Origin of the sequence: Paenibacillus sp. FSL H8-0122 (genome assembly GCF_038005345.1) — a bacterium.
GTDB lineage: Bacteria > Bacillota > Bacilli > Paenibacillales > Paenibacillaceae > Paenibacillus_AQ.
The window spans coordinates 4,653,784-4,668,832 of sequence record NZ_JBBOTB010000001.1 but is presented as its reverse complement, the minus strand read 5'-3'; the positions used below and the strand labels follow the sequence as shown (position 1 = coordinate 4,668,832).

The window sequence follows — 15,049 nt, the reverse complement described above, 5'->3', positions numbered from 1 at the left end:
TTAAAGCTGTCGCTTCTACTTACTCTACTTGGCCGTATCACATCGATCTCTTAACAGACGTAAGGCGAGCCAAAGTCAACTCTGGAAAAGCGGTGATTGTACATGCAGACTTTGCTGCTCTGGCTATTTTATATCTCTACCTTTTATGCTTTTATTCCCGGTATGATCAGCCGTTTATTTGGTTATCGTGTCTTCCGCAAAGGAATCGGGCGTACGGATTACGGCCTGACCTTTGATGACGGGCCAGACCCGCATTATACACCGCTGCTGCTGGATCTGCTTAAACGCTACCATGCGAAGGCGACCTTTTTTGTCGTTGGCTCGCACGCGGAGCAGCACCCCGAGATCATCAAGCGAATGCATGACGAAGGGCATTTGATCGGAATTCATAATTATGTGCACAAGACGAACTGGCTGATGCGTCCCGCCACGGTGAGGAAGCAGATTGACCGGACGGACGAGATCATCTTCTCCATTACCGGCGAGCGCAGCACTTATTACCGTCCTCCTTGGGGAATCGTGAACCTGTTCGACTTCTCCAAACGCCGTCAGGTGCAGATTGTGCTGTGGTCGGCAATGTTCGGCGACTGGAAGGAGAAGCTTGGAGCGGAGAAGCTGACCGAGAAGCTCATTGCGAAGCTCGGCCCGGGTGAGGTGCTGCTGCTGCATGACTGCGGGAAGACGATCGGCGCTGATCCGAATGCACCGGAGCATATGCTGATTGCGCTGGAGCGGATGCTGGCCGAGGCCGAGCGGCGCGGACTGCACAGCGTCCGGATTGACGAGATGATCAAGGCGGTGCAGCGCTCCCCGATCACGCATCTGTCCTTCGGCAAGCGGCTGCTTGTCGGATTGTGGCTGGCGTGGGAGAAGCTGTTCCAGCTAATGTTCCAGCTCAAGACGATAACGCCTGCAGATCCGTTCCTTCATTACCGTCTGCGCAAGTATCAGGGTAATACAGTGCTGATGGACAACGGCGAGACCTTGAGCAAAGGCGACAAGGTCATTGAGCTGCATATCGACAACAGGCAGCTGTTCGAGCTGGGGATTCATTCCCGTTCTCCGGCCCAGCTGGCGATCCGCATGATCCGCCGGATGGAGAAGGATCTGCCCCTGCTCGCAGTGCAGATTGCCGGTGAACTCGAGCTGGCCGAAGCGAAGGCGCTCTACGGCGTGAGTATGATCAACCGCGGGCCGGAGAAATTCGGCTTCATGGTGGTGGATCTGCCCAGCGGCATGTTCGCCCGCTCGACCAAATTCTACCTTAGTGTTCTGCTGAGCGTCATCCACCCCTCGGGCGGGGCAAGGCTCAAGGTACGCAGCGAGGTACTGGTGCCCAAGATGATGCTGATGCCGGTGTCTCAGCTGCTGAACCAGATGAACCAGCGGCGTCCGCATAAGCATGTGGAGCGGGTACACGAAGAGGAACTGACGCTTGAAGCTGAGCTGCCCGGAGCAACGGTAGTTCATTGAAGAGGAAGCCTAAGCAGTTTAATGCACTTATATTGATTATAATCTCCGCTGGCCTATCTGGGCTGGCGGTTTTTTGGTGCGCCTCAAAGCTGCAATTCCATGCAACAAAAAGAGCAGCTCCGGCCGCATTCGCGGTTGGAACTGCTCTTCATCATTACATTTGCTTAAGGCTGCGGCTCTGACGATTAGATCTTCAGCACGCCGCCCTTGCTTGCATTGGTAACCAGCTTGGAGTAACGGGCCAGATAACCGGTCTTCACCTTCGGCTCGAATTCTTTCCAGCCCTGGCGGCGGACAGCCAGTACTTCTTCTTCCACCAGCAGCTCAATCTTGCGGTTAATCAGATCCAGTTCGATGATGTCGCCATCCTCTACAAAAGCAATCGGTCCGCCCTCAGCCGCTTCCGGCGAGATATGGCCGATGCTGATGCCGCGGGACGCTCCGGAGAAGCGGCCGTCGGTGATCAGACCGACCTTGGCGCCAAGACCCATACCGACGATCTGTGAAGTCGGTGCCAGCATTTCCGGCATCCCCGGTCCGCCCTTCGGACCTTCATACCGGATAACTACGACATGGCCTTCTTTGACCTTGCCGTTCGCAATCCCTTCCAGCGCCTGTTCCTGGGAGTCGAAGCAGATGGCAGGCCCTTTGTGGTAGCCGCCAACGGAAGCATCTACGGCACCCACCTTGATGATGGAGCCTTCGGGAGCCAGGTTGCCGTAGAGTACAGCCAAACCGCCAACTTGGGAATAGGGGTTGTCGATGGTATGGATAACAGATGTATCCTGGATCTCATGGCCGGTTACATTCTCGGCCAGTGTCTTGCCGGTAACCGTCATGCAATCGCCGAAGATTGCGCCCGGCTTCTTCAGTAATTCGTTCAGCACGGCGCTTACGCCGCCCGCCCGGTCCACATCTTCGATGAAGATATCGGAGGCCGGAGCCAGCTTGGCCAGGTAAGGAACGCGGTTGGCTACTTCATTAATCCGTTCCAGCGGATAATCGATTTCGGCTTCCTGAGCCAGTGCCAGGGTATGCAGTACGGTGTTGGTCGAGCCGCCCATCGCCATATCCAGCGCGAAGGCATTGTCCAGCGATTCCTGGGTTACGATATCACGCGGCTTCAGGTCCAGCTTGATCAGCTCCATGAGCTGGGTTGCTGATTTGCGGACGAAGTCTCTGCGTTCTTCGGCTACGGCCAGGATGGTGCCGTTGCCCGGAAGCGCAAGGCCCATAGCTTCGGCCAGACAGTTCATGGAGTTGGCAGTGAACATGCCGGAGCATGAACCGCAGGTAGGACAGCCGAATTGTTCGAGTTCAAGCAGCTCGGCGTCATTGATTTTACCGACCTGATGCGCACCAACGCCTTCGAAGACGGAGGTCAGGGAGAGCTTCTTGCCTTTGCTGTCTACGCCGGCCTTCATCGGCCCGCCGCTGACGAAGATCGTCGGGATGTTGACGCGCAGTGCGCCCATCATCATGCCCGGGGTGATTTTATCACAGTTGGGAATGCACACCATGCCGTCGAACCAGTGCGCGGATACTACCGTTTCCAGAGAGTCGGCAATGATCTCGCGGCTTGGCAGCGAATAACGCATACCGATATGACCCATGGCAATTCCGTCATCTACGCCGATCGTATTGAATTCAAACGGAACCCCGCCGGCTTCACGGATGGCTTCCTTCACGATCTTGCCGAATTCCTGCAGATGTACATGACCCGGTACAATATCGATATAGGAATTGCAGACCGCGATGAACGGTTTGCCGAAATCCTCTTCTTTAACGCCTGCTGCCCGCAGAAGGCTGCGGTGAGGAGCGCGGTCGAAGCCTTTTTTGATCATATCTGATCGCATTTTCTTGTTTGCCATGATGACTTTTCCCCCTAACAGTATTGGTGAAGCGAATATAGTGCCGCATTAACGCAATGCAATCCCGAAATATACGTACTCTGCGGTGATTGGTTACGAACGTTAATAGAGAGTCTATCACAAAAAAGCTCTTTTTTCTACCGGACAATGTGAAGTTTGTCGGCGGGTTACGCATGTAAAGTCTGGGCTAATATACAGAAAGAAGCCTATTCCGTAAAGGATAGACTTCAGTAAATTGATATAGCGTGGCAGCTTCATTCTATAGAGAGCGCCGGATGGCGGCACGCTGCAGGGAGATCATCCAGTCTACGGACGGCTCCACGAGCGGGTTCAGCAGACGTCTGACCGCAGGCTGGGCGAGCAGCACCGTACATCCTACTGCACCGGCGAGCAGCAATGCTGCTCCGGCAGGATTACTGATATAGGTATACAATCCGGAAATCACCGCCGTGCGGACCACAAAGCCATGCAGCAGAAAAACATAGAGGGTCCGGCGTCCCAGGCCGGTCATGCGGCTTAACCCGTAAGGCACCAGACCCAAAAATGCCAGGGAAGCGATGAATTGCAGGCCATAGACCGCGAGCCGGAACAGACCCGCGTACCATTCATGGGCGCCAAGCTGCATATAAGTCATACTGCCGTATAGCCAGCCTATGGGGAGATTACCGTCAAGCAGGCTGAGAGCAAGGAGCAGCAGGAGCGAAGCGGCGGCGGCAATGCTTTTGACATACCGCTGATACAGCTTCACGAATGCCCCGAAGGAGAAATGGTATCCGATCACAAAAAAGGGCAGATACACAAAGGTGCGGCTGATGCTGAACCAGATCCCGTCCAGTTGCAGATAACCTACGGCCACCCCTGCGGTAACAGCGAAGGCCAGCTGGGCGCTGACGGTCCAGCGGCTCATGCCCAGCATCAGCAGGCGCCAGCAGATGTGGCTGGCCAGGAACCAGAGCAGCAGATAGGGAGCGAAGAACGAATGCTGTATATTATTGACATGAAACAGGGAGGCGTCAAGTAGGGAGTAGAGGCTCTGAAAAATAACATATTGCAGGGCAATCTGCAGCAGGACTTTGCGTCCTGGCGCTCCATGTAAGCTTGAACGGGCGAAGTATCCGGTCACCAGCACAAACAGCGGCATATGAAAACTGAAGATCCACTGGTAAAGAGTGTGAAGTCCGCTCATTTCTTGAATCAGGGGTTCGATCGCATTGGCCACAAAGACAGTTACAATAAGCATGAAGCGCAGATTAAGAAAAAATGTCTCTCCGCGCGTGTTAAGCGGGCTTTCCCGGGTCATGACGTAACCTCCAATGAAATTAGGGTTTGCGCAGGGTACGATACTTTAATTTTAAAATACATGATTTCCGGACAATAAATTGTGAAATACATCACAATAGTAAGCGCTATCATTGGAAATGGATAGGGCCAGATGTGGCGAAGTCTTGAAGGTTGTTTGAAATCAACGATTCCCTTATAATTTTCAGTATGCAGGAATCGGGAGTGAACACTAATGAAAAAGAATATAACCAGACGCCGTGTGCTTATTGGAGTGGTATTGGTTCTGTTGACGGCGGGGGTGTTTATATGGAGATATCTGACTCCGTATACACCGGAGGCACGGGCGGAAACGGCTCTGATCTCTGCCGGGGGAGTCTCTGTCGAGCAGAATGACAACTGGATCTCGTTCGACCCTTCAGTGGTGCTCGGCACCTCCGTAATTTTTTATCCGGGAGCACTGGTCAAGGCAGAAGCATATGCGCCGCTGGCCCGTAAAGTTGCCGCTGCCGGTCACCCGTTCTATATTGCCAGAATGCCGCTTAATCTGGCTGTAATCAAAGGGGATGCCGCCGAAGAGATTATCCGCGTGCATCCGAAGCAGTCCTTCGTCCTGGGCGGACATTCGCTCGGCGGCGTAATGGCTTCACGCTTCGCTGCGGATCATGCCGGCCAGCTGGAAGGCGTTTTTTTTCTGGCCTCGTATCCCGATGAGAAAGGCAGCCTGAAGGACACCACGCTATCCGTCTTGTCTGTGCTGGGGACGCAGGATGAAGTCGTAGACCAGAAGAGCTATAACAAAGGGCGTTCCTATTTACCGGGCAATACCGTATATGTGTCGGTTGACGGCGGTAACCATGCCCAATTTGGCAGTTATGGAGCGCAAAAGGGTGACGGTACCGCTACGATTACCGAAGAAGAACAGCAGACACGGACCGCCCGGGCGATGCTGGACTGGCTGGGGAATCTGCGCCAGAGCAAATAGATACGAATACCTGAAGTAATATAACTTATGCGGAAGGAGCGCTGGAATGCCTGTATTGCACATCAATGAACTCTCTGTTCCCGTAAGCGGCCTCCTGTTCGATAAGGACGGCACGCTGCTTGATCTCCTGGCCACCTGGGGCAGCTGGGCTGAGCTGGTGCTGGAGGGGCTGGGCAGCCAGCTGACTTTAATGGGCAGCAGACCTGTAACGGGAGCAAATTTGGCCCCGGTGCTGGGGACGACGCATGATGCTTCCGGACGAATTACCGGTTATGATCCTGCCGGTCCCCTCTCCATGGCAACGGCTGAGGAATCCACCGGGATTCTGGCCTGGCAGCTCTATACAGCGGGTGTCCCCTGGAATGAAGCGGTGACGCGAGTGAATGCCATCTCCAAGGAGGCCATGAATGAGCTTCGCCGCCGCCGTACGGCTGTGCCCATGCCGGGATTATTGCCATTCCTGGAGCAGTGTGCCGCCGCCTCCCTGAAGCTTGGCGTTGTGACCTCCGACAATCTGTCCACCACCCGCGAGCATCTGGAATGGCTGGGCATCTCCGGGTACTTCGGGGCGGTGGTTACCCGCGACCGGGTAAAGTACGGCAAGCCTGCACCGGAGATGGCCGAGAAGGCCTGCCGGGAGCTGGAGCTGCGGCCTGAAGAGACGGTTATCATAGGTGACAGCAATGCGGATATGCAGCTGGGCCGGGGGGCGGGGCTGCATCTTGCGGTCGGGATCTCCCCGGACGGAAGTACAGACCATCTGCTGGATGCGGATATTGTGGTAACCGGCTATCCGGCGCTCCGCTTAACGAACTGAATTCATTACGATTTACGTACAGAGAGGACAGGTGTAGATTATGGAACAATTACAGCTACTGGCTTCCTGGATACAAGACAGCAACAATATTGTGTTTTTCGGCGGTGCCGGAACATCGACAGAGAGCGGCATCCCGGACTTCCGTTCGGCAGCCGGTCTGTACCAGACCCAGCACAACTCTCCCTATCCGCCTGAGGTGATGCTCAGCCGCAGCTTTTTTATGTCCTCGCCGGACATTTTTTTTGATTTCTACCGCAGCAAGATGATTCATCCCGGAGCGAAGCCGAACGGGGCCCACCGGCTGCTTGCGGAGCTGGAGGATAGCGGCAGGCTGAAGGCGGTCATTACGCAAAATATCGACGGACTTCATCAGATTGCCGGAAGCCGCCGGGTTCTGGAGCTGCACGGCTCTATCCACCGCAATTACTGCATGGGCTGCCAGCGCTATTACGGCCTGGAGGAATGGCTGGAGCAGGAAGGCTCTGTGCCGCGCTGCGAGGACTGCGGGGGGATCATCAAGCCGGATGTGGTGCTCTATGAGGAAGCACTCGATCATGAGGTGCTTGTTGAGGCCGTGGATGCCATTGCAGCGGCGGATCTGCTGATCATCGGCGGTACCTCGCTTACCGTTCATCCTGCCGCAAGCCTGGTCACTTACTTCAGGGGGCGGCATACTGTACTGATTAACGGCGAGCCTACCCCGTATGATGATCAGGCAGACCTGATTATTACAGAACGGATCGGAGATGTGCTGGGCAGAGTGCAGGGACTGCTGGGCTAACGCCCAGTCAGTCTTTTTTTGTAGAACAAGATTACTTATGAAGCCGTGAGTTTATAGAAGGGTATTCACACATGAGATACGAGAGGCAGGGATATAACATGGTATATGTGGCTAGTGATGAACGGTATGAAGGAATGCGTTACAACCGCACCGGCAGGTCAGGTCTCAAGCTTCCGGCCATCTCACTGGGCCTGTGGCATAATTTTGGCGGCATTGATGCCTTTGAGAACGGACGTGAGATGATTACCCGCGCCTTTGATCTCGGAATTACCCACTTCGACCTGGCGAATAACTACGGGCCTCCGGCCGGATCGGCGGAGGAGCTGTTCGGCAAGGTACTGGCCCGGGATCTCGCGCCGTACCGTGACGAGCTGGTAATCTCCACCAAGGCGGGATATACGATGTGGCCCGGCCCTTACGGGGACTGGGGTTCACGTAAATATATCCTGTCGAGTCTGGACCAGAGCCTGAAGCGGCTGGGGCTGGACTATGTGGATATCTTCTACTCCCACCGTCCGGACCCGGACACGCCTATGGAAGAAACGATGGGAGCGCTGGATCATGCTGTACGCTCAGGCAAGGCACTGTACATCGGCTTGTCCAACTATACGGCAGAGCAGACGCAGCAGGCTATTGCGATCCTGAAGGAGCTGGGCACCCCGCTGCTGATTCATCAGCCGAGGTATTCCATGCTGGACCGCTGGATTGAAGGCGGGCTTCAGGATGTACTGGAGGAGCATGGGGTGGGCAGCATCGCCTTCACTCCGCTGGCGCAGGGCCTGCTGACGAATAAATATCTGAACGGCATCCCCGAAGATTCCCGGGCAGCCGGACCTTCGGCTGCGCTGAATGAGAGCCGGATTACGCCGGAGGTGCTGCGCAGAATCCACGCGCTGAACCAGATGGCCGTAGCGCGCGGCCAGAGTCTGGCCCAGTTCGCCCTGCTCTGGACGCTGCGCGGCGGCCGGATCACCTCGGCGCTGATCGGCGCCAGCCGGGTCAGCCAGATCGAGGAGAATATCGCCGCGCTGTCCCACAGTGACTTCACGCAGGAGGAGCTGGACCGGATCGAAACGATCCTTAAGACAGAGGAGTGAAGCCTAAGAGTTGCCATAAGGTCCGGCTTCCATAGATAACCATGCAAGCAGCCCGCTTCCTGTTCAGGAGACGGGCTGTTGCTCTAGGCGATAGGGCTATTTCTCTCCAGGGTTCACCGTGGCCTGGCGGTAAGCGGAGGGGGATTGGCGGTAGAAGCGCTTGAACTGCCGGGAGAAATACAGGGCATCAGTCAGTCCGACCGATGCCGCAACCTGCTCCACGGACAGCTCGGGACGTTCACGCAGCAGCTGGCGGGATTTCTCTACCCGCAGCTTGAGCAGGTAAGTGACCGGAGAGAGCCCCGTCTCCTGCTTGAAGATGCGGGAGAGATAAGCGCGGTTATATCCCAGAGAGCCGCACATCTGTTCAATTGAGACCGGATGGGCATACTGGGAAGCCATGTAGTGAATCATCTGCTTCACCGTCCGCTTGATCTGTGATTCCGCACCCGGCAGCCGGGAGGATGAGACCAGCAGCTCTGCTGCCTCCCCTGCAATGAGGTACAGATATCCCAGAGAGGTCAGGGCGGCGCTCTCCTTATTGGCATAGAAGGCGGACATCATCCCGGCAAGCGCTCCGGGAATGACACTGCCGCCTGTGGTAGACAGCACCGGGGCTAGGGGAGCGAAGCCCGCCTGCTGCGCAAGCTGCCCGGCGTCAGCGCCGGTGAAGGCCGCCCAGCGGTAACGCCAGGGCTGCTGCTGATCCGAGATGTAGCTGACCAGCTGGCCCGGATGGATCAGGAAGCAGTCTCCTGCTCCCAGCTCATACGTGTGCTCCTCTGTCCGGAAGACCCCGGCGCCTGATTCAATATAATGGAGCAGATAGTAATCGTAGATCTTGGGACCCGCCTGATGCAGCGGGAGGGTCTGGCTCTCTCCCGCAAAGAGTACATGCAGCAGCTGCTTATCGTAATATACAGGATTTGATCCTACTGAATAGGTATGTTGCACTGCAAGCCGCCCTTCTTGAAGAGAACGCTCCTATAGCTAAGTGTATAAGGAGCGCCCGTTCACTTTTCTTCTTACTGAGTATAGTCTCTTCAGAGACGAAAGTCACATTTGTCCATATATTGCACACATGATTGCATTATCAGGGCAAGTCTGATTTTATTATAATGTAAGCATGAAGGACGCAAGCTATAATCCACAGTCCCAGCACAAGCAGCGAAAGGATGGAGTGTCAATAATGAGCATACAGGAACTTAACAGTACATTTATCAAGAAGTACGGGGAGAGCGGGGAAGCCGCGCGGGTATTCTACGCACCGGGCCGCGTGAATCTGATCGGCGAGCATCTGGACTACAACGGAGGTTATGTTTTCCCGGCCGCCCTGGACTTCGGAACCACCCTGATCGTGCGCCCGCGTACAGACGGCAAGGTTCAATTCGCATCCACGAATTTCCCTTATGAAGCTTCCATCGACTTCCGCGACATCGGCGCAGCCAAGACCGGCGAATGGGTGGACTACCCGGTCGGCGTAATGGTGGAGCTGGCTAAGAAGGGTCACCCGGTATCCGGGGGCTACGATCTTTTGTTCCATGGTGAGATTCCTAACGGCTCCGGCTTGTCCTCTTCCGCTTCGATTGAGGTTGTGACCGGCTATGCCTTCCTGACGCTGCTTGGCGGTGACACAGATACGGTGGAGATCGCTCTGTTGTCCCAGCGTGCGGAGAACCAGTATGTCGGCGTGAATTCCGGGATCATGGACCAGTTCGCAGTAGCCAACGGCAAGCGCGACCACGCGATTCTGCTAATGTGTGACACGCTGGAGTACAGCCTGGTCCCATTCGTGACGGGCAGCTATAAGCTGGTCATCGGCAACACGAACAAGAAGCGCGGTCTGGTGGACTCGAAGTATAATGAGCGCCGCAGCCAATGTGAAGAGGCACTCGCTATTCTGAAGCAGGAGGTTCCATCCCTGTCCTATCTGGCTGAGATGAAGCCTGAGCAGTTCGAGCTTCACCAGGATAAAATCGCTGACGAGACCGTCAGACGCCGGGCCCGCCATGTGGTGGAGGAGAATCAGCGTGTGCTTGACTCGGTGGAGGTGCTGAAGAACAATGATCTGAAGCAATTCGGACTCTATATGAATGACTCGCACGTATCCCTGCGCGATCTGTATGAAGTCAGCTGCGAGGAGCTGGATGTGATGGTGGAAGAAGCGCAGCGCATTCCTGGCACACTGGGCTCACGGATGACCGGCGCAGGATTCGGGGGATGTACGGTATCTCTGGTACACGAGGATGATGTGCAACGTTTCATAACAGAAGTTGGAGAAGCTTACAAGAACAGAACCGGCCTGACCGGCGAATTCTATGTATGCGGCATCGGCAACGGCGTGGAAGAATTGAAAGGAGTGAAATAAGATGGCGATTCTGGTAACGGGCGGCGCAGGATACATCGGTTCACACACAGTAGCAGAGCTGCTGGACCGCGGTGAAGAGGTTGTGGTGATTGACAATCTGCTGACAGGGCACCGGGAGGCGCTGCTGGGCGGCAAGCTGTACGAGGGCGACCTGCGCGACAAGGCGCTGCTGGCGAAGCTGTTCTCCGAGAATGAGATCGAAGCGGTGATTCACTTCGCAGCCAGCTCCCTGGTGGGCGAGAGCATGAAGGACCCGGTTAAATACTACGACAATAATGTGTATGGAACGCAGTGTCTTCTAGAAGCCATGCAGCATGCCGGTGTGGATAAAATCGTCTTCTCCTCCACAGCCGCCACCTACGGCGAACCGGAAAAGGTACCTATCGAAGAGACCGACCGCACCGAGCCTGCGAATGTCTACGGTGAGACCAAGCTGACCATGGAACGCATGATGGCCTGGTTCGACAAAGTGCTCGGCATCAAATATGTGGCGCTGCGCTACTTCAATGCCGCAGGCGCACACGCCAGCGGCAAGATCGGCGAAGACCACCGTCCGGAGAGCCATCTGATTCCGCTGGTGCTCCAGGCTGCGCTGAAGCAGCGCGAGAATATCGCAGTGTTCGGGGAAGACTATCCGACAGAGGACGGAACCTGCGTACGCGACTACATCCATGTCAGCGATCTGGCGGATGCGCATGTCCGTGCAGTCACTTATCTGCGCAGCGGCAGTGCAAGCAATATCTTCAACCTTGGCAACGGCCTGGGCTTCTCAGTGAAGCAGGTCATTGAGACGGCGAAGAAGGTTACCGGCCTGGACATTCCGGTTGTGGTTCAGGAACGCCGCGCCGGAGATCCGGCAGTGCTCGTCGCTTCCTCTGACAAAGCCCGCAAGGTTCTGGGCTGGGACCCGCAGCATGCCGACCTGGAAGGCATTATTCAGAGCGCCTGGAGCTGGCACTCTGCCAATCCGCAAGGGTACGGGGAGTAAGTAGCAATTCTGCTTGTTGCCCGAAGGTGAAATAGACAGAATGCAAAGCGCCGCATAAGGCACCATAGAAGGAGAAATGAAATGCAGAACGATAATAGTACGGCTTCTGCCGCTGAGAAGGCGCTGTATGCGATTGAACAGCTGGTTCTGTTTGCCGGACATACGGGACTGATCCAGCCAGCAGATGTGGATTACAGCCGCAATGAACTTCTGGACCAGTTCGGCTTCAGCGAGCCGTATCCTGGCGAGTTCACTGAAGGTCCGCTGGACAGTCCGCAGGCCCCGCTGGACCAGCTGATTGATTACGGGTTCAGTCTCGGGCTGATCCCGGAGAATACCGATACGTACCGCGACCTGCTGGATGCGAAGATTATGGGCCTTCTGATGGCCCGCCCGTCTGAGGTCAATGCGGAGTTCGCCGCGATCCAGGCGGCACAGGGCATTCAGGCGGCAACGGACCGCTTTTATAAGCTGAGCATTGATTCCAACTATATCCGTATGGACCGTGTAGCGAAGAATGTGTATTGGCTTCAGGAGTCGCCGTACGGGGATATTGAGATGACGATCAACCTCTCCAAGCCGGAGAAAAGTCCGAAGGAAATCGCCATGGCCCGGCTGCTTCCGCCTCCGGTCTATCCGAAGTGCCAGCTCTGCCGCGAGAATGTCGGCTATGCCGGCCGGGTCAATCACCCGCCGCGTCAGAACCTGCGCGTGATCCCGCTCCCGATGAACAACGAGAAGTGGTTCTTCCAGTACTCGCCGTATGTCTACTATAACGAGCATTGCATCGTGTTCCACCACGATCATGTGCCGATGAAGCTGACAAAGGATACGCTGAAGCGTCTGCTTAGCTTCGTGGAAGCCTTCCCGCATTATTTCATCGGCTCGAATGCCGATCTGCCGATTGTCGGCGGCTCCATTCTGACGCATGACCACTTCCAGGGCGGACGGCATACGTTCCCGATCCAGAAGGCACCCAAAGAGGATACCTTCACGCATGCCTCGTATCCCGGTGTCAGCTTAAGCACTGTGAAGTGGCCGATGTCCGTGCTGCGGATGCATGCGGAAGATCCGGCGGTGCTGCTGGAGGCAGGCAACCATATCTACGAGTCCTGGAAAAGGTATAGCGATCCGGCCGCCGAAGTGCTGGCGTTCAGTGAAGAGGACGGAGAGAGCGTTCCGCACAACACTGTTACCCCTATCGTGCGCCGGGCAGAGGACGGCGGCTATGAGATGGATCTGGTGCTGCGCAACAACCGGACCAGCGAAGAATATCCCGAAGGGATCTTCCACCCGCACCGGGAGATGCACCATATCAAGAAGGAGAACATCGGCCTGATTGAAGTGATGGGCCTGGCTATTCTGCCGGGACGGCTCAAGGAAGAGCTTGACGCCATCGCTGGCATACTGGCGGGCGATACTGCGCTTCTCGGAGCTGTCCAGAGCGAGGGCAAGGATCATCCGCTGGCGCTGCATGCTTCCTGGATTGTAGAGCTGGTAAGCCGCTTCAGTACCTCCCTGAACCGCGAAGAAGCGGTGAAGGCCGTGCAGAATGAGGTGGGCACAAAGTTCACTCACATTCTGGAGCATGCCGGAGTCTACAAACGCACGCCGGAAGGGCAGGCGGCCTTCCGCCGGTTCCTGAACAGCAGTGGTTTTAACTGAGAGCATACTTACTTAATTTAATGATCGCAAAATTTACTGTCTCTGCCGGATTCGGCGGGGGCATTTTTTATCATTGGGAAATGATGATATTCGCCTCTATTGTGGATTAATTACTGCTGCCTGCGGATGAAACGGACTGAGAAGACGTTATATCCCTCAGAAACTAATAAATGAGGATGTAACGGACTGAGAAGCGCTTATCTTGTTCATTTGAGCGTAATATGACGGATATCAGGACGCTTAACGGAATCTCAGTCCGTTTATCCTGTCATCTGATCAGATTTGCCAACATAACGGAATCTCAGTCCAACTTACGGGTAGAGGAGTAAAGTATGCCTGTCTCTGTCCGGGCCATTTGAATGCGCCAAGCCGGAGGACTATAATAGACAGGTGCTTCACATTCACATACTCATGGAGGTTTACACATATGCGCAAGTTTGAATTTTATAACCCGACCAAGCTTATTTTCGGACAGGGAACATTGCAGGCACTCCGTACCGAGGTGCCGAAATACGGTAAGAACGTACTGCTGATGTACGGCGGCGGCAGCATCAAGCGCAGCGGCCTGTACGACAACGTCATCGCTGAGCTGGCAGCGGTTGGTGCCGTAGTTACCGAGCTTGCCGGAGTGGAGCCGAATCCGCGTCTCTCGACGGTACATAAGGGTGTAGCGTTATGCCGCGAGAATAATATCGACCTGATTCTTGCCGTCGGCGGCGGCAGTGTGCTTGATTGTGCCAAGGCGGTGGCCGTCGGAGCGAAATATGAAGGGGATATGTGGGACTTCGTAGAACGCAAGGCCGCACCTCAAGGTGCGCTTCCGCTTGGAACGGTGCTGACAATGGCAGCCACCGGCTCCGAAATGAACAACGGCTCGGTGATCACCAACGAAGTGACCAAGGAGAAAATGGGCTGGGGCAGCATCCATGCCTATCCGGCATTCTCGATTCTTGACCCGGAGAACACCTTCTCCCTGCCGCGTGACCAGACAGTCTACGGTATGGTGGACATCATGTCCCATACGCTGGAGCATTATTTCCATACTGACAGCAATACGCCTTTACAGGACGGCTTCTTGGAGAGTCTGCTTCGCACCGTGATTGAGACGGCTCCCAAGCTGATTGAGGATCTGAACAACTACGAGCTGCGCGAGACCATTATGTACTGCGGGACGATGGCGCTGAACGGAATGGTCAGCATGGGCTTTGCCGGTGACTGGGCTACGCACAACATTGAGCATGCCGTATCCGCTGTGTATGATATTCCCCACGGCGGCGGCCTGGCGATTCTCTTCCCGCAGTGGATGAGATATAACCTCAGCACGAATCCTGCCCGCTTCCGCCAGCTGGCTGTGAACGTGTTCGGCATTGACCCTGCCGGCAAAACCGATGAACAGACCGGCCTCGAAGGCATTGAAGCGCTCCGCCGCTTCTGGGATTCCATTGGCGCTCCGAAGACGCTCGGCGATTACGACATCGACGACAGCGAAATCGTCAGCATGGCCGACAAGGCGGTCCGCTTCGGTCCGTTCGGCAACTTCCGCAAGCTGGAGCGTCAGGACGTAGTTGAAATTTATAAGCTGGCTTTGTAAGTTAGCCATCGGCAGTACAGCCGCTTCCCATCTACGGGGGCGGCTTCTTTGGTCTGTTAATTTTCCCGATTCCGGCATACATTAATGAGAGCAATACCCAACTTTGTGAAACCAAGGGCATGACAGTTGCGTTTA

12 protein-coding genes are annotated in these 15,049 nt (G+C 55.5%); 9 read left to right on the top strand and 3 right to left on the bottom strand.

The genetic code is table 11. From position 1 onward, the window contains the following. Positions 1 to 102 precede the first annotated feature (102 nt). Positions 103 to 1,473: a polysaccharide deacetylase family protein gene (locus NSS64_RS20145; RefSeq protein ID WP_341141290.1), complete on the top strand. Its 1,371-nt coding sequence runs from the start codon at positions 103 to 105 to the stop codon at positions 1,471 to 1,473. A gap of 185 nt (positions 1,474 to 1,658) precedes the next feature. On the opposite strand, the gene ilvD is transcribed toward NSS64_RS20145, so the two are convergent. Both ilvD and NSS64_RS20135 read right to left on the bottom strand, forming a co-directional pair. Then, a complete protein-coding gene (gene ilvD, locus NSS64_RS20140; protein WP_340991805.1) occupies positions 1,659 to 3,344 on the bottom strand; it encodes a dihydroxy-acid dehydratase in 1,686 nt (561 codons plus the stop codon). A 259-nt stretch (positions 3,345 to 3,603) separates the two neighbouring features. Then, positions 3,604 to 4,644: an acyltransferase family protein gene (locus NSS64_RS20135; protein WP_341141289.1), complete on the bottom strand. Its 1,041-nt coding sequence runs from the start codon at positions 4,642 to 4,644 to the stop codon at positions 3,604 to 3,606. A 213-nt stretch (positions 4,645 to 4,857) separates the two neighbouring features. Between NSS64_RS20135 and NSS64_RS20130 the strand changes: the two genes are divergently transcribed. The 4 genes from NSS64_RS20130 (at position 4,858) to mgrA (ending at position 8,302) form a co-directional block, all read left to right on the top strand. Continuing rightward, complete coding sequence (locus tag NSS64_RS20130) at positions 4,858 to 5,607, top strand: alpha/beta hydrolase (RefSeq protein WP_341141288.1); 750 nt, start codon at positions 4,858 to 4,860, stop codon at positions 5,605 to 5,607. Positions 5,608 to 5,653: 46 nt separating this feature from the next. Next, entirely contained in the window at positions 5,654 to 6,424 is a 771-nt protein-coding gene (locus NSS64_RS20125) for an HAD family hydrolase (protein WP_341141287.1), read from the top strand. A 40-nt stretch (positions 6,425 to 6,464) separates the two neighbouring features. Then, positions 6,465 to 7,205 (top strand): NAD-dependent protein deacylase, encoded by a 741-nt coding sequence (locus tag NSS64_RS20120; protein ID WP_341141286.1) that lies wholly within the window; start codon positions 6,465 to 6,467, stop codon positions 7,203 to 7,205. 98 nt (positions 7,206 to 7,303) lie between these two features. Continuing rightward, the gene (mgrA, locus tag NSS64_RS20115; protein ID WP_341142854.1) at positions 7,304 to 8,302 is read left to right on the top strand and encodes an L-glyceraldehyde 3-phosphate reductase; all 999 of its coding nucleotides are present in this window, start codon (positions 7,304 to 7,306) and stop codon (positions 8,300 to 8,302) included. Positions 8,303 to 8,398: 96 nt separating this feature from the next. Here mgrA and NSS64_RS20110 read toward each other — a convergent pair whose 3' ends face one another. After that, positions 8,399 to 9,256 carry an AraC family transcriptional regulator gene (locus NSS64_RS20110; protein ID WP_341141285.1) on the bottom strand — a complete coding sequence of 286 codons (858 nt, stop codon included), beginning with the start codon at positions 9,254 to 9,256 and terminating at the stop codon, positions 8,399 to 8,401. A gap of 235 nt (positions 9,257 to 9,491) precedes the next feature. Between NSS64_RS20110 and NSS64_RS20105 the strand changes: the two genes are divergently transcribed. The 4 genes from NSS64_RS20105 to NSS64_RS20090 all read left to right on the top strand — a co-directional run bounded on the left by NSS64_RS20105 (position 9,492) and on the right by NSS64_RS20090 (position 14,914). Then, entirely contained in the window at positions 9,492 to 10,670 is a 1,179-nt protein-coding gene (locus NSS64_RS20105; RefSeq protein ID WP_340942702.1) for a galactokinase, read from the top strand. Between the two features lies 1 nt (position 10,671). Next, the gene (galE, locus tag NSS64_RS20100) at positions 10,672 to 11,658 is read left to right on the top strand and encodes a UDP-glucose 4-epimerase GalE (RefSeq protein WP_340942699.1); all 987 of its coding nucleotides are present in this window, start codon (positions 10,672 to 10,674) and stop codon (positions 11,656 to 11,658) included. 81 nt (positions 11,659 to 11,739) lie between these two features. Next, complete coding sequence (locus NSS64_RS20095; RefSeq protein WP_340991818.1) at positions 11,740 to 13,323, top strand: UDP-glucose--hexose-1-phosphate uridylyltransferase; 1,584 nt, start codon at positions 11,740 to 11,742, stop codon at positions 13,321 to 13,323. Positions 13,324 to 13,750: 427 nt separating this feature from the next. Next, positions 13,751 to 14,914 (top strand): iron-containing alcohol dehydrogenase, encoded by a 1,164-nt coding sequence (locus NSS64_RS20090; protein ID WP_341141284.1) that lies wholly within the window; start codon positions 13,751 to 13,753, stop codon positions 14,912 to 14,914. Positions 14,915 to 15,049 lie beyond the last annotated feature (135 nt).

Bases quoted from the DNA above. Each gene is read 5' to 3' on its own strand.
- NSS64_RS20145 (WP_341141290.1), top strand. From the start codon at position 103: ATGCAGACTTTGCTGCTCTGGCTATTTTATATCTCTACCTTTTATGCT.
- ilvD (WP_340991805.1), bottom strand. From the start codon at position 3,344: ATGGCAAACAAGAAAATGCGATCAGATATGATCAAAAAAGGCTTCGAC.
- NSS64_RS20135 (WP_341141289.1), bottom strand. From the start codon at position 4,644: ATGACCCGGGAAAGCCCGCTTAACACGCGCGGAGAGACATTTTTTCTT.
- NSS64_RS20130 (WP_341141288.1), top strand. From the start codon at position 4,858: ATGAAAAAGAATATAACCAGACGCCGTGTGCTTATTGGAGTGGTATTG.
- NSS64_RS20125 (WP_341141287.1), top strand. From the start codon at position 5,654: ATGCCTGTATTGCACATCAATGAACTCTCTGTTCCCGTAAGCGGCCTC.
- NSS64_RS20120 (WP_341141286.1), top strand. From the start codon at position 6,465: ATGGAACAATTACAGCTACTGGCTTCCTGGATACAAGACAGCAACAAT.
- mgrA (WP_341142854.1), top strand. From the start codon at position 7,304: ATGGTATATGTGGCTAGTGATGAACGGTATGAAGGAATGCGTTACAAC.
- NSS64_RS20105 (WP_340942702.1), top strand. From the start codon at position 9,492: ATGAGCATACAGGAACTTAACAGTACATTTATCAAGAAGTACGGGGAG.
- galE (WP_340942699.1), top strand. From the start codon at position 10,672: ATGGCGATTCTGGTAACGGGCGGCGCAGGATACATCGGTTCACACACA.
- NSS64_RS20095 (WP_340991818.1), top strand. From the start codon at position 11,740: ATGCAGAACGATAATAGTACGGCTTCTGCCGCTGAGAAGGCGCTGTAT.
- NSS64_RS20090 (WP_341141284.1), top strand. From the start codon at position 13,751: ATGCGCAAGTTTGAATTTTATAACCCGACCAAGCTTATTTTCGGACAG.